Origin of the sequence: Methylobacterium aquaticum, assembly GCF_001043915.1 — a bacterium.
Taxonomy (GTDB): Bacteria; Pseudomonadota; Alphaproteobacteria; order Rhizobiales; family Beijerinckiaceae; genus Methylobacterium; species Methylobacterium aquaticum.
Genome location: NZ_LABX01000134.1, coordinates 19,362 through 41,700, shown reverse-complemented (window position 1 = coordinate 41,700; position 22,339 = coordinate 19,362). Strand labels below are relative to the sequence as shown.

Here is a 22,339-nt window from a genome sequence, read left to right as displayed (position 1 = left end):
CGCTCACCGTGTAGCCGCCCGACGAGCGGGCGGTGATCGCGTCGGCATAGGAGCCGAGGCCGAGCTCTGGGCCGTCCTGCTTCATCACCCCGAGCCAGGTCTGCTCGATGAACTGGAACAGGCCGGTGGCGGAGGAGGACCCGGCCTTGGCGCTCGGGTTGAGGCTCGATTCGCGTTGCGCGGTCGAGAGCAGGTAGTCGAAGGCGGCACCGGTCTTCTCGGCGCCCTGGCGGATCGCGTCGATCACCGGGTTGCCCGAGGCGGCGCGGCCGGTCGCCTGGGCATTGACCCCTTGGCTGGCAGTCCCTTGCGACGGCGTGCTGCTGAACAGGAACATGGCGGCCCGGTGGAGCGGCACCGCGACGCGCGGACCGGCTCTCTCTCGGTCCACAGGATGCTGGCGTTATGGTAAAGGAAGGTTGAAGGCGGCCAAGGCGAGGGCGTCCCGCGCGCCGCCGAGGCCCTGTCCTCGGGCTCGCGAGACAGGGTCTCGCAATCCCGTCCGCCGTCGAACACGCTGGTGACCCGCCCCGCTCACGCGCGAGACGTCGTGTGCGGCCCCGCGCCACCCCGGTGGCGCGACGCTCCCCGTCACCGCTTCGGCGCGTCGCCCCCGCCCGCCGGGCGGCGCATCTCGAAGCGGTTCTCGGATTCGACCGTGAAGTAGTCGAAATAGCCGCCGCGCATGATCGGCCGCATCGCCCCGGTATCGACCCGGCCCTCCGGCGTCACGAAGCGGTCGTCGATATACATCGACACCACCTGGCCGATCACCATGAAGTACGCCGCCTCGCCTCCGCCGGCCGGCACGAGCGGGATGGTCTGGAGCCATCGGCATTCGAGGGCCGCCGGCGCGTCGGCCACGCGCGGCGGGCGCACCTTGCGCGACGGGGCGGTGGCGAGATGGGCGAAGTCGAACTCGCTCTCGCCCCGCGGCAGCGGCGCCGAGGACAGGTTCATGCCCTCCCGGGTGTCGAAGGTGGCGAGGCTGCACACGAACTCGCCCCCCTCCTCCGCGAAGGTCAGCGCGTCCTTGCGGCCGAAGGAGGAGAACATCACCATCTCGGGATTGTCCCCGATCCCGTTGAAGAACGAGTAGGGCGAGAGGTTCAGTTGGCCCGCGGCGCTCAGCGCGCTGACCCAGCCGATCGGGCGCGGCGCCACCAGGGCCTTGAACGGGTTGTGCGGCAGGGTGCGGGTCTCGGCGTCGTAATGCATCGGCGGCCCCGGAATGCTCTGGAAGCGAATGCTCTGCAAGCGGCGATCCGCCAGGCGGAGCGTCCGCTGCCAGTTAGAGCATCCCCGGGGCCCGGCGCCAGCCTGCCCGCGCTCAGTAGCGCGTGACGATCTCGGAGAGCGCCGGCCGCGGCCGGTCGGGCGGCGTCTCGCCGGCGCGGCCGATATGGACGAAGCCCGCCAGGCGCTCGGCCGGATCGAGGCCGAGGGCGTCCAGCACCCGGCGGTCATAGGCCATCCACTCGGTGAGCCAGGCCGTGCGGAAGCCGAGCGCGTTGGCGGCCACGATCAGGGTCATGCACACGGCGCCCGCCGAGAGCACCTGCTCCCAGTCGGGGATCTTCACGTGCGGGCCGGCCCGCGACACCACGGCGATCACCAGCGGCGCGAGGGCGAGGCGCCCGGCCTCGAGGGCGAGGCGCTTGTCGTCGGCCTCCGGATGGTCGGCCCGGTAGGTCTCGGCCACGACGCGGCCGATGCGGGCCTGCCCCTCGCCCTCGATGAGGATGAAGCGCCAGGGCGCGAGCTTGCCGTGATCCGGCACCCGCGAGGCGGCGGCGAGGATCGTGTCCAGGTCGTCCGGGGACGGGCCGGGACCGGCAAGCTGCACGGGCGGCACCGAGCGGCGGGTGCGGAGAAGGTCGAGGGTTGCGTTCATCTCGGCTTCAGTGGCTTGAGCTATAGCGGGCGGACGGAACGACAGGCTGCCATGCTGGCGCCCCGATGCTCCCTTTAAGCACCATTCCGCCCCGGACGGCCACGGCCGGGCGCGACGAGAAGCCCTGCGCCGGGAGAGCCGGTGCCGAGGACGCCGACCGCATCATGACGCGCTCCCCCGCCCCCCTCTTCCCGGCATCACCCGCCCACGCCTGGAGTTCCCGGGACTTCTGGCTGGCGCTCGCCGCCGTGATGCTGTTCTGGGCCGCCGCCGCCGCGGTCTGGCCGCTCGCCGGCGCGGTGGTGCCGTGGGATTCGAAGAACCACTTCTATCCGATGCTGCGCTATCTCGGCGCCGCCCTTGCCAACGGCGAATTGCCGCTCTGGAATCCCTACCACTTCGCCGGCCATCCCTCGGTGGCGGATCCGCAATCGCTCCTCTTCACCCCGACCATGCTGTTCTTCGCGTGGCTGGACCCGTCCCCGTCGATGGAGCTGTTCGACGCGGTGGTGTTCGCCCACCTGCTTCCCGGCGCGGTGGCGACGCTGCTGCTGTTCCGCCGCCGGGGCTGGCATCCGGCCGGGGCAGTGGCGGCCGCGATGGTGTTCGTGCTCGGCGGCTCGGCCTCCGCCCGGCTCCAGCATACCGGCATGATCATCTCCTACGGCTTCGTGCCGCTCGCCTGGTGGCTGCTCGAGGAGGCGCTGGCGCGCCGCTCCTACGCTTTCGGGCTCGCCTTCGCGGTGGTGGCTGCCGTGATGACGGTGGGGCGCGACCAGGTCGCCTTCCTGTGCGGCCTGAGCCTGATCGGCGTCGCGGCCCATGCCATCCTGACGGCCCCGGCGCCGCTGGCGTATCTGCGCGCGCGGATCGGCATGCTCGCCGTGATGGGGGTGGTGGGCGGTGCGCTGCTGGCCGTGCCCTCGCTCCTCACCATGCAGTTCCTGATGACCTCGACCCGGCCGTCCTTCGGCTACGGCACGGCCGCCATGGGCTCGCTGCCACCGTCGAGCTTCGCCACCGCGCTGTTCGCCGACGTGTTCGGCTCCCTGCGCTGGACCTACGATTACTGGGGTCCGGACTGGAAATCGATGGACGGCAATACCTGGACCGACCGGGCGGTGAACTACCTCTTCGCCGGGACCCTGCCGGCCGTGCTGATCCTCTGGCACGGCATCGCGGGCGGGCGCCTCGCCGCCCGGGAGATCCGCTATCCCGTCATCGTGCTCGGCGCCGCCATCCTGTACGCGCTCGGGCGCTACACCCCGCTCTTCGCGCCGGTCTTCGACCATGTCCCGGGGGTCGATCTCTACCGCCGGCCGGCCGACGCCACCTTCCTGATCAATATCGGGCTCGCGCTCACCGCCGGCTACCTCGTCCACCGTTACGTCACCGAGGGTGCCCCCCGGCTGTTCCCCGGCACGGCGGGCGTCGCGCGCGCCGCACGCCTCGCCCTGCCGGGCGCGGCGCTCGCCATCCTGGCGGGGATTCTGTGGGTCTCCTACCGCTACGCCGCTCGGGTCCAGCATCTGCCGGATGCGCTGCGCGACGGGCTGATCGGCACCGGCATCGCACTCGCCGCCATGATGGTGATGCTGCGGGTGGCACCCCGCCGCCGGGCGCTGGCCGCCGCCGGCCTGGTGGCCGTGCTGGGCGCCGAGCTGATCTGGCGCAATGCCGGCAACTCCCTCAACGCCGAGCCGGCCGGCCGCTACGCGGTGTTCCAGAAACTGCCGCCGGAGCAGCTCCAGGGCCTGACGCTGCTCAAGGCCGAGCTGGACGCCCGCCACGCCAAGGGCGAGCATCCGCGGGTCGAGATCCTGGGCCTCGGCGGCGCCTGGCAGAACGCCTCGATGGTGCTCGGGCTCGAGGACACGATCGGCTACAACCCGTTGCGGCTGGCCGATTACGAGCGGGCCATCGGCCCCGGCGAGAACGCCGCCGACCCGAACCTGCGCCAGTTCCCCGGGCTGTTCCGCGGCTATCGCTCGCGGCTCGCGAGCCTGCTCGGCCTGGAATACCTCGTCCTCGACCGCCCGGCCGAGCGGCTCCCGAAGCACTTCCCGCAGCTCACCGGCGCCAAGCTCCTCTACGGCTCGGGCGAGATGTGGATCTACCGCCTCGATCCGGCCAAGCCCCGGGCCTATCTGGCGACTCGCCTCGTCCCGGTCGATTCCGAGAGCGTGCTCGACCAGGACGAACTGCCGGACTTCGAGGGCAACGACACCGCCCTCGTCGACAAGGACAGCGTGCCGAAGATCACCGGCGAGTTCGGCCTCAAGGACCCGGCGGCGCCGGTGACCGCTGCCAAGGGCACGGCGACGATCCTCGCCTATCGCCGCAATATCGTCACCGTGGAGGTCGAGACCGACCGCGACAGCGTGCTGGTGCTGCACGACATCTTCTATCCGGGCTGGCAGGCCCGGGTCGACGGTGCCCGCCGCCCGATCCTGCGCACCAACCTGCTCTTCCGCGGGGTCGAGGTGCCGGCGGGCAAGCACGTCGTCGAGTTCAAGTTCCGTCCGCTCTCGGTCGACAACCTGGTGGCGGCGGCGAGCGAATTGCTGGCGAGGGACGATGACGCGGGCGAGACGGCGGTTCGGTAAGGCCCTGGCGCTGGCGCTCGCGGCAAGCCCCGCCCTGGCGCAACCTCCTGCCCTGGCCCAAGCGCCCGGGATGGCACCGGCCGGCCTTCCTCAGGGCGTGGGCGCCCAAGGCGTGACGCAGGGGCCGCCTCCGGCATCGGCCCCCGCCGAGGCGAGCCTGTCCCTGCGGGCGGTGCTGACCAGCGAAGCCCGTCCCCTGCGCGGCGGCGTCACCTGGCGGATCTACGAGGACCGGCCGGAGGGCGGCAAGCCGGTGGTGCTGGCCCGCTCCGAGGAGGCGCAGCCGACCTTCCGCCTGCCGCCCGGCAGCTACCTCGCCAACGTCACCTACGGCTTCGTCAGCACCTCGAAGCGCGTGACCCTGAACTCGGGCGCGGCGAGCGACCAGCTCACCGTCAATGCCGGGGCCCTGCGCCTCTCCGGTGCGGTCGGTGAGGCCAAGATCCCCGGGGGACAGCTCGCCTTTGCGGTCTTCGTGCCGATCGGCAACAACCCGGAGGGGCGGCTCGTCCGCGACGGCGTCAAGGCCGGCGAGGTGGTGCGGCTGCCCGAGGGCACCTATCACGTCGTCTCGACCTGGGGCGATTCCAACGCGATCCAGCGCGCCGACCTGAAGGTCGAGAACGGCCGCCTCACCGACGCGACCCTCAACCACCGTGCCGCCACCGTCACCCTGAAGCTCGTCGCCGCCCCGGGCACCGAAGCCTTCGCGGGCACCGCCTTCAGCGTGCTGACCCCCGGCGGCGACACGATCCGCGAGGCGATCGGCGCCTTCCCGCAGGTGACCCTGGCCGAAGGCGAGTACCAGCTCATCGCCCGCCACGACGGCAAGGTCTACACTCAGGATTTCAAAGTCGAGAGCGGCGTCGACCGCGACATCGAGGCGATCGCCAAGGACCCTTGAGGAAAGGACCCCTGAGGAAAGGATCCCTAAGGTAAGGATCCCCGAGAGGAGGATCCTTGAGGGGATCCATGTTGGCATCCGTCGGCGACGGCCCCGCGGGGCCGGCCTCGCCGTGGGCGAGCGGACTAACCGGCGGTTAAGTCTTCGCGCAACATCTCCGGGCGCGACCGGATCAAGAGCCCGGATCTCGGCGTTCGAATTACCACGATCTTAACCCGCTGACCCTAGGTTGGCCGCATGCGACACATGCTTGGCCTCCTCCGCGACGAAAAGGGATCGACGACCGTCGAGTTCGCTCTCGTCGGCCTGGCGTTCATCTCGGCCCTTCTGTTCACGATGATCGTGGCCCAGATTCTATACTTCAACCAGAAACTCGATTACGCGACCGACAAGGCGTCGCGACAGGTTCTGACCGGCAAGGCCCAGCAGCAGCAAACCCCGCCGACGCTGGCGACGTTCACCCAGGCGGTCTGCGACAACCTGCCTGCGGCGATGTCGTGCGGCGACCTGATCGTCAACCTGTACGTGGTGAACCAGGGCGGTTCGGGATACTATACCTACGTCAAAGCCGACATGAGCGGCTTGGCGCTGCCGCCGCTGACCCCCGGCAGCGGCCAGTTCACCCTCGGCAGCCAGGGCGACTACCAGTACTTGCAGGTGATCTATCCGATCACCTTCCTGCCGAAATTCATGACCGCCTGGCTCGATGCGACGGCGACCTACAAGGACAAGCCGGCCTACCTGATGATCTCCACCGCCGCCTTCCGCGTGGAGCAATACTGATGCGAGCCGGCGTCACAGCCAGGATCCGGCGCTTCCGCTCGGCCGAGGACGGCATCGCGGCGATCGAATTCGCCATGATGCTGCCGGTCCTCCTGACGATCATGCTCGGAGGGATCCAGGTCGTCGCCTACATCAACGCGGTGCGCAAGGTCGAACTGGTGGTGCGGTCGATCAGCCAGATGATCTCGCAGACCAAGCCGCCCAGTGACGGCAGCACGACCGTCGCCACCGTCAATGCCGGCGACCTGCACTTCAGCTTCGACTCGGCCCTCGTGCTGTTCCCGTACCTGATGCCCGAGGGCAAGCGGCAGAGCAAGCAGTGGTGGCAAGTCATCACGATCAACTATGCCAGCATCCAGTTCACGAAGATCTCGAACACCTGCACCGACAGCAGCGACCTCTCGGCGTGCTATGTCGCCAACGTCGTCTGGACCAGCAGCGGCACGAGCCAGCCGGCTGGCGGGCCGGCCTACCGACCCTGCGTCGTGCCGCAGATCGCGGCATCGAACACGGCGCCGCCGAACCGGGCAACGCTGCCGCGGTCCCTGTTCGGGCCGGCTTCGATGGTCGTGATCGACGTCATGTTCACGTTCAAGCCGACCTTCGGAGCCAGCTACCTTCCTTCGATCCAGATCGCCCGCTCGGCTTACGTCCAGCCGCGCTACGCCTCGCTCATCAACTTCGACACGAACGGCAACGACGGAATCGCCACGAAATGTCCCGGCTTCTGAACTGTACCTCCCGGTTCGCCGCGGCGGCGGCGTGCCTGCTCCGGTCCCGTGACGGCAGCATCAACATGCTGTTCGGGCTCTGCCTGCTCCCGATCGTCGGCCTCATCGGGCTCGGGATCGATTACGGCGTCGCCGTCACCGACCGGTCACGGCTCGACCGGGCGGCGGACGCGGCGGCGCTCGCCGCGGTCGTGACCGCCAAGATGTATGTCGCCAACAACTCCGGTCAGAGCGGGGTCCGGGATGCCGCCATCGCGGCGGGCAAGACGCAGGCGGTCAACACCTTCAACGTCAATGCCGGCAACGTGCCCCTGGCCACCCCGACGCTCCAGACGCCGGACGTGAAAATCAACGGTCAGACGATCACCGCCACCATCACCTACACGGCGACGATCCAGAACAGCTTCTCGAAGCTCTTCCTGGTGCCGACCACCACGGTGTCCAACACCGCCACGGCGTCGGTCGATCTGCCGAGCTATCTCGACTTCTACCTGATGGTCGACGTGTCGGGCTCGATGGGCCTGCCCTCGACCCCGGCGGGCATGAGCCAGCTCGCCAGCGTCAACAACGACATGTATTCCGACTACCAGCAGGGCTGCCAGTTCGCATGCCACTTTCCGGGCTATGCCGGCTGGGGCCTGGCGGCCGGCAAGATCCAGCTGCGGTCGGACGCCGTGAACAACGCCGTCTGCGCCCTGCTCCAGCGGGCGTCGAACCAGGCGGTGTCGAACCAGTACCGGATCGGCATCTATCCGTTCATCAACCAATTGGCGACCCTCGCCGCACTCTCCGGCGACCTCACCACCTTGAAGACGATGGCCCAATGCTCGAGCAACTGGCCGCTCGCCTTCACCAACCTGCTCGATACCGGCACGACGCAGCTCTACTCCCCTGGCGATCCGACAACCGGCACCGGTGCGGGCGGCACCCATTTCGAGGTCGCCTTCCCGCAGATGAAGGGGATCGTCGGCCTGAACGGCTTCGGGGACGGGTCCACCAGCACGAACCGCAGGCCCTTCGTGTTCCTGGTCACCGACGGGATGCAGAACGGGCAGCACTATTACACGTCGAGCAACGGCAAGTACGCCTATCCGGGAAACCCGTCGAAGTTCGCGGGCTATGGCAACGCCTGGTGGGACGGCTCGCAGCCGTCGCAGATCGACCCCAAGAACTGCGACGCGCTGAAATCCGCCGGCGCGACGATCTCGATCCTCTACATTCCCTATAACCAGATCAGCTTCGTCGATAAGGGCGGCGGCATCGCGTGGGAGAACAACCGGGTGAACGGCTTCAGCCCGACGCTGGCGACGCCGCTCCAGGCCTGCGCCTCGCCGGGTTACTTCCGCACCGCCAATGCGCCGGCGGACATCACGGCCGCGCTGAACGCGATGTTCGATCAGGCGCTCAGGGTCGCTCGGCTGATTCAGTGAGGCCAACCGCGCGGGCCCCGTCTCCCACGCGGGGACGGGAGGCGCGCTGTCCCGGATCGCCGCCGATCAAGCCGGATCCTGGTCACGGCCCCCGTGCGGCGGCCCGATCCTCAGGCGAATCCGAGCCGCGCCCGCACCTCCTGCGGAGTCGCCCCGCGCTCGCGCAATGCCGCCAGCGCCTCCGACCGCAGGCTCTTCGACAGCTTCTCTCCCGCCGCATCCCGGATCAGCCCGTGGTGATGGTAGCGGGGGGTCGGCAGGCCGAGCAGGCGCTGGAGCAGGACGTGCAGGTCGGTCGCGGCTTCCAGATCCTGGCCGCGGACCACATGGGTGATCCCTTGCGCGGCGTCGTCGAGCACTACGGCGAGGTGGTAGCTGGTCGGAACGTCCTTGCGGCCGAGCACGGCGTCGCCCCAGCGGGCCGGATCGGCGGTGCGGACGATGTCGGGCTCGCCCGGCGCGAAGGCGGTGTAGGCGAACGGTCCCGGGCAGAGGTCCAGCGCCCGCGCCATGTCGAGGCGCCAGGCATGGGGAGCGTCGGGCACCGGCCGGCCGCGGCAGGTGCCGGGATAGAGCGGCGCCCCGTCGGGGTCGCGGCCCTCGCCACCCGCCGCCTGAATCTCCCGGCGGGTGCACGGGCAGGGATAGACCAGGTTCCGTGCCCGGAGGTCGTCGAGGGCGGCGCGGTAGGTGGACATCCGGGCCGACTGGCGCCAGACCGGCTCCGGGAAGGCCAGCCCGAGCCAGGCGAGGTCGGCGGTCAGGGCGTCGGCCCATTCCGGCCGGCAGCGAAGCGGGTCGATGTCCTCGATGCGCAGCCACAGGTCGCCGTGAAGCGCCTTGGCGATCTCCGCGTTGAGGAAGGCCGAATAGGCGTGGCCGAGATGCAGGCGCCCGTTCGGGCTCGGGGCGAAGCGCAGGCGAGGAGACGGCACGGCGGGATGCGGACGACAACGACTCCTCCTGCCATACGCCCGCCGGAGGCTGGCGTCACCGGCCCGCTCCTCGACTCCGAGGCTGCCTTGCGCGAGGGCATGGCGGCGCTGGCGGCCCTCGATCCGGTGATGGCGCGGCTGGTGGCGGAGGGCGCGCACCCGGTCTTGCGCAAGCGCGCGGCCGGATTCGAGGGTCTGGCTGGCATCGTGGTGGGACAGCAGATCTCCACCGCCAGCGCGGCGGCGATCTGGGGCCGGCTGACCGCGAGCGTGCCGGACCTCACCGCGGAGGCCCTGACGGCCGCGCCGGACGAGATTCTGCGCGCGGCCGGATTGTCGGCGCCGAAGATCCGCGCCCTGCGGGCGGCGGCGGACGCCGTCATCAGCGGCGCCCTGCCCCTCGAGACCCTGCACGCGCTCCCGGCCGACGCGGCGCACCGCCTTCTGGTGGCGGTCCACGGCATCGGTCCCTGGACGGCCGACGTCTATTTGCTGTTCTGCCTCGGCCACCCGGACGCCTTCCCGGCCGGCGATCTCGCCCTCCAGGAGGCGGCGCGCCTCGCCGAGGGGCTGGAGACCCGGCCGAAAGCCGCGGCCCTGACCGCCCGGGCCGAAGCGTGGCGCCCCTGGCGCGGGGTCGCCGCCATGGTGCTGTGGGCCTATTACCGGGTGGCCAAGGCGCGCGACGGCGCGCCTCTTTCGTGAAGAGTTCGCGCGACGGCGCGCCTCCTTCATGAGGCGTTCGCGCGACGGCGCGGCTCCTTCACGATGAGTTCGCGCGACGGCGCGCCTCTTTCTCCCCGACCGACGGAGCCCGAGACCCGATGCCGATCCTCACCGGCCCGCGCCTGATGCCCCGCTCAGGCACCCGACCACGTCAGCTCGTCGTCCTGCTGCACGGCTTCGGCGCCGACGGCAACGACCTGATCGACCTCGCGCAGGAATGGCAGCCGCTCCTGCCCGAGGCCGCCTTCGTGGCGCCGCACGCGCCCGAGCCCTGCATCCAGGGCTTCGGCCGGCAATGGTTCTCCCTCACTTTCCGCGATCCGCACGAGCGCTGGCGCGGCGTGAACCGGGCGGGCCCGACGCTCGACGCCTTCCTGGATGCGGAGCTGGCAGCGCTCGGACTCAGGCCGCATCAGCTCGGGCTCGTCGGCTTCAGCCAGGGCTGCATGATGGCCCTGCATGTCGCCTTGCGGCGAGAAAGGCCGGTCGCGGCGGTGGTCGGGCTGTCCGGCATGCTGGTGATGGAGGAGGGCCGGGGACCGGAGAGCCTGGCGCCTCAGGTCCGCTCGGTCCCGCCGATCCTGCTCGCCCATGGCGATCAGGACGAGGTGATACCGGTCGACGCGATGTTCCTCTCGGCCGAGGCCCTCGCCACCGCCGACGTGCCGGCGGAGTGGCACCTCTCGGCCGGGATCGGTCACGGCATCGACGACGGCGCTCTGCACCATGCCGGCCGGTTCCTCGCCGCCGGCTTCGCCCGGGCGGCCAGGCCGGCTTAAGAAGCCTGCGCCGCCGCAGTCACCGGTTCGGCGAAGGGTGCACCAACGAGGAACCGGGCTGCGAAGCGCGCGGCAACCCTGCTTTAAGCGCGCGCCTCCTTCAGCGCGGCGGCGGCACCGGCCCGCAGCAGGGCGGAATCGCCCGACAGCGCGATCAGGTCGAAGCCTTCGGCGATCAGCTCGCGGGTGCGCGGACCGGACAGGGAATAGATCCCGATCCGCTTGCCCGCGGCGCGGGTGCGCGCCATGGCGTGCTTGAGCGCATCGCGCACTGCCGCGCCCTCGGGATCGAGACCGGCTCCGTTCGACAGGGCGATCGAGAGATCGGACGGCCCGATGAAGATGCCGTCGATCCCGTCCACCGCCAGGATGTCGTCGAGGGCGGCGAGCGCCTCCTTGGTTTCGATCATCGCCAGGGTCTGGCAGAAGCCGTTGGCCTCCTTGAGGTAGGTCTCGGGGGACAGACCCGACAGCATCAGGGCCGGAGCCGGGCCCCAGCTCCGCTCGCCGAGGGGCGGGTACTTGGCGAGGGCCGCAAAGCGCTTGGCATCCTCCACGGTGTTGACCATCGGGGCGATGATGCCCGAGATGCCGGCATCGAGCAGGCGCGACACGGTCGAAAAGCCGCCGACCGGCACCCGCGCCAGCGTCGGCTTGCCGCGGGCCGCGACGAGGGCCACGGTGCGGCTGATGCTGTCGAAGTCGTGGGCGCCGTGCTGCATGTCGAGCGTCACGGTGTCGAACGCCTCGGCGGCGAGGAGCCCGGCGACCGAAGGCTCGGGAATGCCGCACCAGGCCGTGATCAGGGGTCTGCCCTCGCGGAGTCGCGCCGCCAGCGCGGCGACAGCCCCGCCGCGTTCCGCCATCGCCCGTTCCGCCATCGTCACCCCTCCCGGAAGGCCGCGCGTTCGCCGCGGCTCGTGCGGGCAGCTTAGGTCAGGCCAGAGGCCGCCGTCGAGGCGCGGATCCCCTCGCCCGCGACATGCCGCCCCCTCCCGCCACGCTTGCATCGTCGTCCCGGGACGCGCATATGGGCGCGACCAACGACCGCAATTCACCGCAGCGGCGTCCGGGCTCACCCCGGCGCACCGGCTAACGCATTGTGCTGCCTTCGCCGTTCGGGTAATTTATTCCCGGCCGTCGGGACGCCCGGAGCGACGCATCCCCCGGCCCGACCTCCTTGCGTCAGAGGTCGCCGCGCCGCGGGTCCCACACGTCGTCAGGAGCCTCGGCCCCATGGACTTCCTCAAACCACGGTACACGCCTATGAATCGCCGCCGTCGCATCTACGAGGGCAAGGCGAAGGTCCTCTACGAGGGTCCCGAGCCCGGCACGCTCATCCAGCATTTCAAGGACGACGCGACCGCCTTCAACGCCAAGAAGCACGAGGTGATCGACGGCAAGGGCGTGCTGAACAACCGGATCTCGGAATTCGTGTTTCAGCACCTCAACGACATCGGCGTGCCGACGCACTTCATCCGCCGGCTCAACATGCGCGAGCAGCTGATCCGCGAGGTCGAGATCATCCCCCTCGAGGTGGTGGTGCGCAACGTGGCGGCCGGCTCGCTGGCGACGCGGCTGGGCCTGGAGGAGGGCACCCAGCTCCCGCGCTCGATCATCGAGTTCTATTACAAGAACGACCAGCTCAACGACCCGATGGTGTCGGAGGAGCACATCACCGCCTTCGGCTGGGCGACGCCGCAGGAGATCGACGACATCATGGCGCTGGCCATCCGGGTCAACGATTTCATGTCGGGGCTCTTCCTCGGCGTCGGCATCCGCCTCGTCGACTTCAAGATGGAGACCGGCCGGCTCTGGGAAGGCGACATGATGCGGATCGTCGTCGCCGACGAGATCTCGCCGGATTCCTGCCGCCTCTGGGACATCAAGAGCCAGGACAAGCTCGACAAGGACCGCTTCCGCAAGGATCTCGGCGGCCTGATCGAAGCCTATACCGAGGTGGCGCGCCGCCTCGGCATCCTGGGCGAGAACGAGAAGGTGCAGACCGGCGGGCCGCGCCTGGTGCAGTGACGCCGCCGGCTGACGCCGGATGGAGATTGACGCGGGGCCGCTTCCGGGAGGGGGCGGCCCCGTCGTCGTTATGGGTGCTGAGTGGTACCGACGGTCGTTGGAAACGACTTTTGGTGCCGTTCGCGAATTTTCGCCAAGTCTCTGGCTTGGCATCGAAAATTCGAGATGGCGTCAACGGCCGGATGCGTCAGCGTCTTCGGCCGTTGGTATGACCAGCGGCGACCGCGTCACCGCGCCTTCGCCCCCTCCCATGCCCTTTGCCGCACATACGTCCCCACCCGCGGATCGAAGCCCGGGTGGTACCAGGGATCGGCCTCCAGGCGCTCGCCCCAGCGCGCCCGCAACGCCGCGACCTCGGCCTCGTGGCGACGGCGAGCCTCCGGGTTCCAGCGCCGGCTCGCCGCCTCGTGGTGATACAGCACCGCGCCCGGCACGAGCAGGGTCCGGTATCCCGCCGCCTCCAGGCGCAGGCAGAGATCGACGTCGTTGAAATCGACCGCGAAGGCCGCGGCGTCGAAGCCGCCGACCGCTCGGAACTTCTCCGCCTCCACGGCCAGGCATGCCGCGGTCACCGCCGAGACCCGGTGCGTCGCCCGCAACGACGCAAGATAGCCGGGCGCTGTGCCGGGGAAGTGGCGGTGGCCATGAGTGACGAGGCCGCCGGTGCCAAGCACGATGCCGCCATGCTGGATCCGCTCCCGCACATCGAGGAGCTTCGCGCCGACCGCGCCGATCTCCGGCCGCAGGGCCTCCTCGGCCATCCGTCGCAGCCAGTCGGGCCGGTCCGCCACCACGTCGTTGTTGACGAAGACCAGGAGCCCCCCGCGCGCCTGCGCGGCGGCCCGATTGTTCATCGCCGCAAAGTTGAACGGGCCGGGGCAGGGCAGCACCCGCACCCCCTCCCCTGCCAGCCGGTGGAGATAGGCGAGCGTGCGCGGATGGCGGCTGTCGTTGTCGCAGACGATGATCTCCAGGGACGGCCAATCGGTTTGGGCGCGGATGCTCTCGATGCAGGCTTGCAGCAGTTCGACCCGGTCGCGGGTCGGGATGATGAGGCTGGCGAGCGGCGGCGCGGGCAGGTCGCGACGCAAGGTGAGGAGGCCCCCCGACGCCTCGACCCGGCCGGTCCCGGCGAGGTGGCGTTCGGCGAGCGCCCGGCGTGACGCCGCCCAGCCTTCGGGCGGTGCAGCCGCGAAGGGCGACCAGGTCGAGAGGAGGCGCGGCAGGTGGCGGATGGCGTCCGGGGTCTCGGCGGCGAGCCGCAGCAGCAGGTCGGCGGCCTCGGCGCCCGGCAGGGCGGGATCGAGCCCGAGCCGGTCGAGCACCGTCCGGCGGAATGCGACCACGGGGCCGACCGTGTCGGCCGCGAGCAGATAATCGGCATCGAAGGCCGGGCGCAAAACCGGAAGCCGCGGCTCGCCCCGGCGCCCCAGCACCACGGCATCGCCGTAGAGGGCGCCGAGGCCGGGATCGGCCGCGAAGGCTGCGGCGATGGCGTTGGCCGCCCCCGGGACGAGCCGGTGGCCCGGGGCCGTCAGCACGACGATGGCGGCCGAGCCGGCGCCGCCGGAGACGATCTCGGCCGGGGTCGCAACGCGCAGGCTCAGGCCCGCCTCGTCGCCGCCGGCCGGGAGCGGCGCTGGCACCAGGGCGTGGCGGTGGCCCCAGAGGATCGCGGCGCGGTCGCGCGCCCGCACGCGCTTGCCGGCGAGGAGCGCCCGGACGACCTCCCAGGTCTCGCCCGGGCGCGTCAGCGCCAGGACGAGCCGGACGAGCCAGCGCCGGGTGGGCCCGGGCTGATCCTCCGCGAAACGCAGGATGTCGAAGGCCGGGTGAGGCGGCAGCCTCATTCCAGCTCCTCCCCGAACGCCGTGACCGAAAAGGCCGGGTGATAATAGGGGTCGTCCCGGATCACCGAACGCCAGCGCGCGGCGAAGCGGGTCCCTTCCGCCTCGAACCGGGCCCGGGCGGCGCCGACGCTGGGGCCGCGGCTGACCGATTCGTGATGGGCGAGCGTGGCCCGCGGCGTCCAGATCGAACGCCAGCCCCGAGCCCCGAGGCGCAGGCACAGGTCGATGTCGTTGAAATCGATCGGAAACGCCTCGGCGTCGAGCCCACCCACCGCCTCGAACTTGTGTCGCGCCACCGCCAGGCAGGCGGCGGTGACGCCCGCCACCTCGTGCGCGACGGTGAGCCGGCCGAGATGGCCCGGCGTGTCGGCGGGGCGGTTGCGCAGGATGTGCCCGGCCCGGCCGCCGAGGCCGACCACGACGCCGGCATGCTGGATCCGGCCGTTGCCGAACAGGAGCTTGGCCCCGACGGCGCCGACATCCGGCCGCAGCGCCTGGCGCACCATCGCGAAAAGCCAGTCCGGATGCAGCACCTCGACGTCGTTGTTGAGGAGCACCAGGATCTCGCCCCGGCTCGCGGCAGCCCCGTCATTGACGAGACGCGAGAAGTTGAACGGGCCCGGCCGGTCGAGCCGGCGCACCCGCGGATCCGCCGCCCATTCGGCATAAAGGGCGGCCACCGCCGGATCGGTCGAGCCGTTATCGACGATGACGAGTTCGATCGCCGGATAGGCGGTGTCGTGCAGCACGCCCCGCACGGCGACGCGCAGTAGTTCCGGCCGGTCGCGGGTCGGGACGATGACCGAGACCAGGGGGGCCGGGTCGGGAAGCGGCCAGTCGAGATCGAGGGTGTCGCCGTTTCGCACCATCACGGCCGGAGAGCCGGCGCGGTGCAGGGCCCGGGTCAGATCGGCGGCGTGGCCGTCGGGATCCGGCGCCTCGGGCGCGACACGGCAGAGGATGCGCGGAATGCGCCGAACCCGCCGAGGCCCCGCCAGGGTCGCCGCGAGGAGAAGTGCGCGGGCTCCCTGCCCCGGCTCCCAGCCGCTGCGCGCGACCAGATCCACCGCCACCAGGAGCGGGCGCCCGAGATAGAGCGTGGTCAGGGCGAGGTCAGGGCTCCAGCCCGGCTTCATGTGGGGCCGCAAGCCCTCGGGCGTCTCGGCCTCGCTGTCGGCGTAGGCGAGGTCGGCGGGGTCCGGGCCCGAGAAGGCAGCGCCCAGATGGGTCAGCGCGTCGGGCGCCAGCACATCGCCCGGGCACAACGATCCGATCGCCACCCCGTCCGGCAGGGCGTCGGCGGAGATCCGCGGATCCCCGGGGAGGCCGGCAGGCGCCGGGCCCGGCCAGCGCAAGGCGAGGCGCCAGTCGCGGTGGCCTTGTGCCAGCAGCGTCGCGAGGGTGCGCCGCACCGCGTCCTCGTCCCCCGGCCCCGCCTCCAGGATCAGGCCGAGGCGCGGCAGCCCGGTCGGCGCCCGGTCGAAGGCGGGCTCGAAGGGCCGGGCGCGCTCCGCCTTCCAGGCCGGGTAATGCGCCAGCGGCCGCACGCAGGCGGCGATGCGCACGGTGTTGTGCAGGCGGCGCGCGTCGCGGCGCAGCCATTGGTAGAGCGCGACCGGCAGCCTGTCCGGCCGGCGGCGGGCGCAGAGGGCGAGGACGGCCGCGAAGGAGAGCAGCCGCGCCGCCTCGATCCGGAATCCCTCCGCAGGCGCGGCGAGCAGGATCGCGTCGGTGCCGGGCGGCACCGGCCCGAGCCAGGCGGCTCGGCCGAGCACCGGGCCGGGCAGCAGCGCGTCCTCGTGCGTGCCATCCTTGCGGGAAAAGCGCAGCAACGGCCGCACCGGCGCGGCGAAGCGGTCGAGGGCGACGTCGAGGGCGAGCCAATGCCCGGCCATCGGCCGTGCGAAGACCAGCGCGCGCGAAAAGTCCGGATCGTCCGGGCGGGGGGCCAGGCGCCAGGCCGCCACCCGGGCGGTCAACCGTCGGCCGGCGCGGCGGCAGGCTTGCGCCGCGGCGCCCGCGCGGGCTTCGGCGCGCCGCCGAGACCGACCTCGATCTCGAAATCGCGGGCGAGGTTGGCCGGAACCGAGATTCCGTCCTCCACCACCGTGAAGCTGCCATTGGCCTGCCCGGCCGGGATGATCGCGGCAGCCTGCCGGCTGCGCCGGGCAATGACCTGCGTACCGTTCTTCACCGTGATGGTGACCGGGGCGTTGAAGCGGCCGGGCGCGCCGCCGGGCCCGAGCAGGACCACGCCCTGTACGCCGATCGTGACGCTCGTGGCGCCATTCGGACCCGGCTGGCAGGCGCGGCTGAGCTGACCGAGGCGGATCTGCGTCCGCACGATGCCGCCCGCCATGGTCTGCAACGAGGAGCCGCCCTCGGTCACGTCGATGATCGGGCAGTAGACGTCGTCGGGATTCGGGGGCGCCTCGGGCGGCTTGGTGGTGCCGCCATACTTGAAGATGTTCACGAGGGGGTTGCCCTCGTCCTGCGGCGCCGCATTCTGGGCCTGCACCGGGGCGGCGAGGGCGCCCAGCATCCAGGCAAGGCCGAGGGTGCCGAGGCCGAGGCTGCGGAGACAACGAGCCGTCACAATCCTCTCCCGATCGTCGATCACTTCAGGCTGTCGAAGCCTTCCTTGAATCCCTTGAGGGACAGGGGGATGCCCACCCCCTCCTCGGGCGTCTGGAAGACGATGAAGGTGGCCTGCTGGCCGCCCTTGAGCTGGGCGATGAGCTTGTCGTCCATCACCACCTCGGCGACGCAGCCGGTGGAGAGGCAGCGCACGAACGAGGTGCGGCCGATCTCCGCCTGATCGACCTTCAGGCCGAGGCCGGAGGGCAGGAGCACGCCGAGGGGCGCCACCACCCGCAGCAGGGTACCGCGGTTGTCGGCGGTCTTCAGCACGATCACCACCAGCGAGAGGTTCGGCCGGTCCTCGGCGGCGACGTATTGCACCAGGGCGCATTGCTCGGCCTTGGCGCCGGCGGGGGTCTCGCAGCGCAGCTGCCAGTCGTCGAAGGTCTGCTTGACCGCGCCCTGCGCCAGGGCGGCCCCGGCCGGCAAGCCGAGCGCGAGCGTGAGTCCGAGAGTGGCGGCCCGCACCCGGCGTCCGATCCGTCGCAAGCTGTCTCGCACGCCGCTCACCGCTCCGCTGCCTCGGCCATCCGCCGGTCCGGGGGCGTTCCGACCACGGGGCCGGGATGCTGTCAAGCCGAGGCGCCCGTCTGACCGCCGGGAACCCGTGCCGGCGAGCGGGCTTAGCTTTCGCATCAAGCTGGGCTGCATCCGATGCCGTGTGTCGTTAGAGGTTGTGCATGGTGTCCGATTCCGATCGGATCGGATGGACCCTGACCCGTTCACTCCTCGCGAAGGTCCCCCGATGAGACTCGTCGCCACCTCCCTCTCCCTCCCGCTCCTGGTAGCCGGATTCCTGGCCACCGGTGCGGCGCAAGCCCAGTCGTTGCCGGTCGACGAGACGACCTATGTCGAGCGCTCGCTCAACCATGACGCAACGCTGACGATCGAGCACCCGCCGGTGCCCCGCACGCCGCGTGGGCGCCGCGCCGGGCGCTCGGCCGAGATTGCCGGGTTCTGCCGCGACGCCGGGACGATCCGGCGCCGGGGCGAGGCCGGCGAGGTCATCCTGCGCCAGCGCGAAGCCTGCGACAGCATCGCACCCCGCACCCTCGCGCCGGGCGACGCCGATCCGCGGCCGGCTTGGCCGGCGGGGCGCGTCGTGGTAGTCCGCACCAAGGGCTGAGCCCATCAGCCGTAGCGGTGCAGCTCCGTGCCGTGCCGCTTCAGCCACGCCTCGGGCGCATCATAGCCCGGGGAGAGCATCCGGACGACGCGCCAGAACCGCTCGGAATGGTTCATCTCGGCGAGATGAGCGACCTCGTGCGCCGCCAGGTAATCGAGCACCGCGGGCGGCGCCATGATCAGGCGCCAGGAGAAGTTCAGGTGGCCCGTGGCCGAGCATGAGCCCCAGCGGCTGCGGGTGTCACGCACGGTCAGGCGCTTCGGCGTGCGGCCCAGCGCCCCGGCATGACGCGCCACCGCCTCCGTCAGGTCGCGGCGCGCCTCGGCCTCCAGGAACTCGCGGACGCGCCGCGCCACGTGCGGCAGGCCGCACGAGACCGCGATCACCGGCATGCCGTCCGGTGCCGTCGTGACGGTCGTCGCGCCTGACGTGGTCGACCAATGCAGGATGCGGTGAGGAACGCCGCGCAACGGCACGACTGCACCCGGCTCGAAGGCGACGCGCTCCGGGAGCTTCGCCATCCGGGCGGCGATCCAGGCGCCGTGCGAATCGGCGAAGCGCTGCGCGGCGGCGAGGTCGGTCCGCTCCGGCAGGGTGAGGACGGTCTCGCCGGTCGCGCTCGAGACCCGGAGGGTGATGCGCCGGGCAGCCGCGCGGCGTCGCACGGTGACCGGATAGCAGGTGCCGGCGTGGATGACGGTGACGTGGGTGGGTTCGGGCGCCGAACGGCGCAGGAGCGCGACTCGCATGCCACTCTTGTACCCGGGAGACCGGGAGCCTGTCAGCGTCCCCGTTGCTCGCGCGCGAGCGAGCAAGGCCGCGAACCACGCATGCAGGGAGCGGACCGACACCATCGTCACGCATACGGGCCGGCGCCGCCGGGGCGGCGCCGGACGGACAGGCTCAGGACGCCTCGCGCAGGTCGGCCACCGCCTGCGTGCCCTGCATCTCGTGCATGAACGTGGAGATGCGCGGCGCGATGTTGGCGCGGAAGCGCGAGCCGTTGAACACGCCGTAATGGCCGACCCCCTTCTGGAGGTGGTAGAGCTTGCGCTCCGCCGCCAGGTTCGGCGTCAGGTCGTGGGAGGCCAGGGTCTGGCCGACGCCCGAGATGTCGTCGTTCTCGCCCTCCACCGCCATGATGGCGCAGTGGCGGATCGCCGTCGGGTCGACCCGCTCGCCGCGGTGGCGCATCTCGCCCCGGGGCAGGGCATGCTCGACGAAGACCGTGTTGACGGTCTGGAGATAGAACTCCGCCGTCAGGTCCATCACCGACAGGTACTCGTCGTAGAAGTCGCGGTGCTTCTCGGCCGAGTCGCCATCGTTGCGCACCAGATGCTTGAACATGTCCCAGTGGGCCGTCAGGTGACGGTCGAGGTTCATGCCCATGAAGCCGGAGAGCTGGAAGAAGCCGGGATAGACCTCACGCCAGGTGCCGGGATAGCCCGGCGGCACCACGGTGATGCAGTTGCGCTTGAACCATTCCGATCCGCGCTCGGCGGCCAGGCAGTTCACCGCGGTGGGCGAGCGGCGGGTGTCGATCGGGCCGCCCATGAGGGTCATCGAGGTCGGCACGCCGGACATGCCGTCGGCCTCCATCCGGGCCACGGCGGCGAAGACCGGCACCGAGGGCTGGCACACGGCGATCACGTGCAGGTCCGGCCCGAACGCCTGGAACATCTCGATCAGGTAGTCGATGTAGGTGTCGAGATCGAAGCGGCCGGCATCGAGCGGCACCATGCGGGCGTCGATCCAGTCGGTGATCATCACCTCGTGGGCCGGCAGCAGCGCCTCGACGGTGCCGCGCAGGAGCGTGGCGTAATGGCCCGACATCGGCGCCACCACCAGCACCTTCGGCTGGGCTTGGGCGGTCGGGCGCTTCAGCGCGCGGTCGAACTTGATGACCTGGCAGAACGGCTTCGACCACACCACCCGCTCGGTCACGTCGGTGATCGTGCCCTCGACCACGGTGCGCGGCAGGTTGAAGGCTGGCTTGCCGTAGCGCCGCGTCGTGCGCTCGAACATCTCGCAGGCCGCCGACACGGTCCGGCCGTAGGGCGTGTAGGTGATGGGATTGACGGGATTCTTGAACACGAGCTGCGTGGCGTCGGCGGCCGCACGGGCAGGCGTCAACATCCAGTGCGCGGCTTCATACCAGAAATACGAGAGATCCATGACGCCACCGTCCACGATTGACCCAGAGGCGCGCGCACCGCCGCCGGGAGACGCCTGTCCCGATTGGGATCCAGGACAATAAAGCACCCTTATAGAAGGGCAACATCTGTGGAAATCGAAGCTGTCAAAAGGCGGAACCGTGCCTTTTTTGCCTCAACTCCCGGCCTTGCCTTGTGCAGTGCGGTGGCCGGCTCGGATTCGCCGCGGGACGATCCAGATCCGGGGTCTTCGCGACGATTGGCAACGCACTGACGGGCGAAGGGTTTCCGATACCGCGCCCTGGCCGGCGGCCGGCCGCGCACTATGGTTTCGCGGATGTTCGATACCTCGCAGACCGACCTGGTGCGCGACGCCCGCCACCTGCGCCTCGACACCCTGGTACGGCTGCGCTGGCTCGCGGTGGCCGGCCAGGGGGCAGCGGTGGCGGGCGCCCATCTGGGACTCGGCCTGCCCCTGCCCTTCGGCTGGTGCTTCCTGGTCATCGCGGCCTCGTCCTGGCTCAACCTCACCCTGCGGATCCGCTATCCGGCGAGCCACCGGCTCAGCGACGACGCTGCGGTGCTGCTGCTGGCCTTCGACATCATCCAGCTCGCCGCGCTCCTCTTTCTCACGGGCGGCTTGCAGAATCCCTTCGCCCTCCTGTTCCTCGCCCCCGTGCTGATCTCCGCCACCGCCCTCCCCCCGGCCCGGACTTTGGCGCTCGGCCTCCTCGCCGTCGGCCTCGCGACGCTGCTCGCCCTGGTCTACCGGCCGCTGCCCTGGTTCGCCGGGCAGACGCTCGAATTGCCGTTCCTGTACGTGTCGGGCGTCTGGACCGCGATCCTGCTCGGAACCGCCTTCACGGGGGTCTACGCCTGGCGCGTCGCCGAGGAGGCGCGCCAGCTCGCCCAGGCGCTCGCCGCCACCGAGCTGGTGCTGGCCCGCGAGCAGCACCTGTCGCAGCTCGACGGGCTGGCGGCAGCCGCGGCCCACGAACTCGGCACCCCGCTCGCCACCATCACGGTGGTGGCCAAGGAGCTCGACCGCCAGCTCGGGCCGACCGCCTCCCCGAGCGTGGCGGAGGACCTGGCGCTGCTGCGCGACCAGGTCGAGCGCTGCCGCGGCATCCTCGCCAAGCTCACCTCGCTCGATGCCGACCAGGGCGGCTTCATCGAGACCATCAGCTTGAGCCACCTCGTCGAGGAACTGGCGGCGCCGCAGCGGGCGCTCGGCATCGTGCTCGACGTGACCACGAAGGGCGACGGGCCGGAACCGGCCTGCCGGCGCAATCCGGGCGTGATGTTCGGGCTCGCCAACATCGTCGACAACGCGATCGACTTCGCGGAAAGCTGCGTGGCGATCGAGGCGCGCTGGAGCCCGGACCGGGTCTTGCTGGAGATCCGCGACGACGGGCCGGGCTTCGCCCCCGACGTCCTGCTGCGGGTGGGAGAGCCCTATGTCAGCACCCGCAGCGCCAAGGCGGGACCGGACGGCGGAACCGGCCTCGGCCTCGGCCTGTTCATCGCCAAGACGCTGATCGAGCGCTCGGGCGCTCAGTTGAGCCTCGCCAATGCGGTTGATCCCTCGACCGGCGCGGTGGTGCGGATCTCATGGCCCCGTCACGTTTTCGAGAGGGAGGCCAAAGGCCCGCGAAACCCGGGCACGGGCGAGGACGCACCCCTGACGCAGGCGCGCGACGGTCCTATATAAGGCTCTGATTAGACTGAGTGAAATTCGAAGGAGCGTCGCC

The 22,339-nt window shown here is 70.8% G+C and carries 21 protein-coding genes; 10 read left to right on the top strand and 11 right to left on the bottom strand.

All coding sequences use genetic code 11. From position 1 onward, the window contains the following. The 3 genes from VP06_RS17430 to VP06_RS17420 form a co-directional block, all read right to left on the bottom strand. A partial coding sequence (locus tag VP06_RS17430; protein ID WP_156295657.1) for a transglycosylase SLT domain-containing protein occupies nt 1-337 on the bottom strand: 337 nt, incomplete at its 3' end. A gap of 254 nt (nt 338-591) precedes the next feature. Then, nucleotides 592-1,218, bottom strand: a complete 627-nt coding sequence (locus tag VP06_RS17425) for a flavin reductase family protein (protein ID WP_048465052.1) — start codon at nt 1,216-1,218, stop codon at nt 592-594. A gap of 112 nt (nt 1,219-1,330) precedes the next feature. Continuing rightward, nucleotides 1,331-1,894, bottom strand: a complete 564-nt coding sequence (locus tag VP06_RS17420) for a nitroreductase family protein (protein ID WP_048465042.1) — start codon at nt 1,892-1,894, stop codon at nt 1,331-1,333. A gap of 164 nt (nt 1,895-2,058) precedes the next feature. Here VP06_RS17420 and VP06_RS17415 point away from each other — a divergent pair, with 164 nt between their 5' ends. The 5 genes from VP06_RS17415 to VP06_RS17395 all read left to right on the top strand — a co-directional run bounded on the left by VP06_RS17415 (nt 2,059) and on the right by VP06_RS17395 (nt 8,348). Continuing rightward, a complete protein-coding gene (locus VP06_RS17415; RefSeq protein ID WP_048465051.1) occupies nt 2,059-4,500 on the top strand; it encodes a YfhO family protein in 2,442 nt (813 codons plus the stop codon). Beyond that, a complete protein-coding gene (locus tag VP06_RS17410) occupies nt 4,472-5,404 on the top strand; it encodes a hypothetical protein (protein WP_048465041.1) in 933 nt (310 codons plus the stop codon). The genes VP06_RS17415 and VP06_RS17410 overlap by 29 nt, the downstream gene beginning before the upstream one ends. A 237-nt stretch (nt 5,405-5,641) precedes the next feature. Beyond that, on the top strand, nt 5,642-6,187 hold the full coding sequence (locus VP06_RS17405) for a TadE/TadG family type IV pilus assembly protein (RefSeq protein ID WP_048465040.1): 546 nt from the start codon (nt 5,642-5,644) through the stop codon (nt 6,185-6,187). Beyond that, nucleotides 6,187-6,918 carry a TadE/TadG family type IV pilus assembly protein gene (locus VP06_RS17400; RefSeq protein WP_048465039.1) on the top strand — a complete coding sequence of 244 codons (732 nt, stop codon included), beginning with the start codon at nt 6,187-6,189 and terminating at the stop codon, nt 6,916-6,918. Before VP06_RS17405 ends, VP06_RS17400 begins: the two co-directional genes overlap by 1 nt. Continuing rightward, nucleotides 6,903-8,348, top strand: coding sequence for a pilus assembly protein TadG-related protein (locus VP06_RS17395; protein ID WP_048465038.1), 1,446 nt, complete (start codon nt 6,903-6,905; stop codon nt 8,346-8,348). Before VP06_RS17400 ends, VP06_RS17395 begins: the two co-directional genes overlap by 16 nt. A 110-nt stretch (nt 8,349-8,458) precedes the next feature. On the opposite strand, the gene gluQRS is transcribed toward VP06_RS17395, so the two are convergent. Then, nucleotides 8,459-9,283 (bottom strand): tRNA glutamyl-Q(34) synthetase GluQRS, encoded by an 825-nt coding sequence (gene gluQRS / locus VP06_RS17390; RefSeq protein WP_048465037.1) that lies wholly within the window; start codon nt 9,281-9,283, stop codon nt 8,459-8,461. A gap of 6 nt (nt 9,284-9,289) precedes the next feature. Here gluQRS and VP06_RS17385 point away from each other — a divergent pair, with 6 nt between their 5' ends. After that, the gene (locus VP06_RS17385; RefSeq protein WP_048465036.1) at nt 9,290-9,988 is read left to right on the top strand and encodes a DNA-3-methyladenine glycosylase family protein; all 699 of its coding nucleotides are present in this window, start codon (nt 9,290-9,292) and stop codon (nt 9,986-9,988) included. A 119-nt stretch (nt 9,989-10,107) separates the two neighbouring features. Next, nucleotides 10,108-10,788 carry an alpha/beta hydrolase gene (locus VP06_RS17380; protein WP_048465035.1) on the top strand — a complete coding sequence of 227 codons (681 nt, stop codon included), beginning with the start codon at nt 10,108-10,110 and terminating at the stop codon, nt 10,786-10,788. Nucleotides 10,789-10,871: 83 nt separating this feature from the next. Here the strand turns inward: VP06_RS17380 and VP06_RS17375 are convergent, their stop codons facing one another. Beyond that, entirely contained in the window at nt 10,872-11,654 is a 783-nt protein-coding gene (locus tag VP06_RS17375; protein WP_048465050.1) for an HpcH/HpaI aldolase family protein, read from the bottom strand. A gap of 370 nt (nt 11,655-12,024) precedes the next feature. Between VP06_RS17375 and purC the strand changes: the two genes are divergently transcribed. Continuing rightward, entirely contained in the window at nt 12,025-12,819 is a 795-nt protein-coding gene (gene purC, locus VP06_RS17370) for a phosphoribosylaminoimidazolesuccinocarboxamide synthase (RefSeq protein ID WP_063928401.1), read from the top strand. Between the two features lie 227 nt (nt 12,820-13,046). On the opposite strand, the gene VP06_RS33780 is transcribed toward purC, so the two are convergent. Genes VP06_RS33780 through VP06_RS17350 form a run of 4 tightly spaced genes read right to left on the bottom strand, consistent with a single transcriptional unit; the run spans nt 13,047 to nt 17,798 of the window. Next, on the bottom strand, nt 13,047-14,669 hold the full coding sequence (locus tag VP06_RS33780; protein ID WP_053081872.1) for a glycosyltransferase family 2 protein: 1,623 nt from the start codon (nt 14,667-14,669) through the stop codon (nt 13,047-13,049). Beyond that, nucleotides 14,666-16,636 (bottom strand): glycosyltransferase family 2 protein, encoded by a 1,971-nt coding sequence (locus VP06_RS17360; protein WP_048465034.1) that lies wholly within the window; start codon nt 16,634-16,636, stop codon nt 14,666-14,668. Before VP06_RS17360 ends, VP06_RS33780 begins: the two co-directional genes overlap by 4 nt. Before the next feature lie 8 nt (nt 16,637-16,644). Then, a complete protein-coding gene (locus VP06_RS17355) occupies nt 16,645-17,265 on the bottom strand; it encodes a hypothetical protein (protein ID WP_156295655.1) in 621 nt (206 codons plus the stop codon). Between the two features lie 20 nt (nt 17,266-17,285). Then, the gene (locus VP06_RS17350) at nt 17,286-17,798 is read right to left on the bottom strand and encodes an invasion associated locus B family protein (protein WP_425350924.1); all 513 of its coding nucleotides are present in this window, start codon (nt 17,796-17,798) and stop codon (nt 17,286-17,288) included. A gap of 256 nt (nt 17,799-18,054) precedes the next feature. On the opposite strand from VP06_RS17350, the gene VP06_RS17345 reads away from it, so the two are divergent. Further along, a complete protein-coding gene (locus VP06_RS17345; protein ID WP_048465032.1) occupies nt 18,055-18,435 on the top strand; it encodes a hypothetical protein in 381 nt (126 codons plus the stop codon). A gap of 5 nt (nt 18,436-18,440) precedes the next feature. Here VP06_RS17345 and VP06_RS17340 read toward each other — a convergent pair whose 3' ends face one another. Further along, nucleotides 18,441-19,184 (bottom strand): M48 family metallopeptidase, encoded by a 744-nt coding sequence (locus VP06_RS17340; protein ID WP_048465031.1) that lies wholly within the window; start codon nt 19,182-19,184, stop codon nt 18,441-18,443. 154 nt (nt 19,185-19,338) lie between these two features. Continuing rightward, a complete protein-coding gene (locus VP06_RS17335; protein WP_048465030.1) occupies nt 19,339-20,610 on the bottom strand; it encodes a polyhydroxyalkanoate depolymerase in 1,272 nt (423 codons plus the stop codon). 315 nt (nt 20,611-20,925) lie between these two features. Between VP06_RS17335 and VP06_RS17330 the strand changes: the two genes are divergently transcribed. Further along, nucleotides 20,926-22,299 carry an ActS/PrrB/RegB family redox-sensitive histidine kinase gene (locus tag VP06_RS17330; protein WP_048465047.1) on the top strand — a complete coding sequence of 458 codons (1,374 nt, stop codon included), beginning with the start codon at nt 20,926-20,928 and terminating at the stop codon, nt 22,297-22,299. Nucleotides 22,300-22,339: the final 40 nt, after the last annotated feature.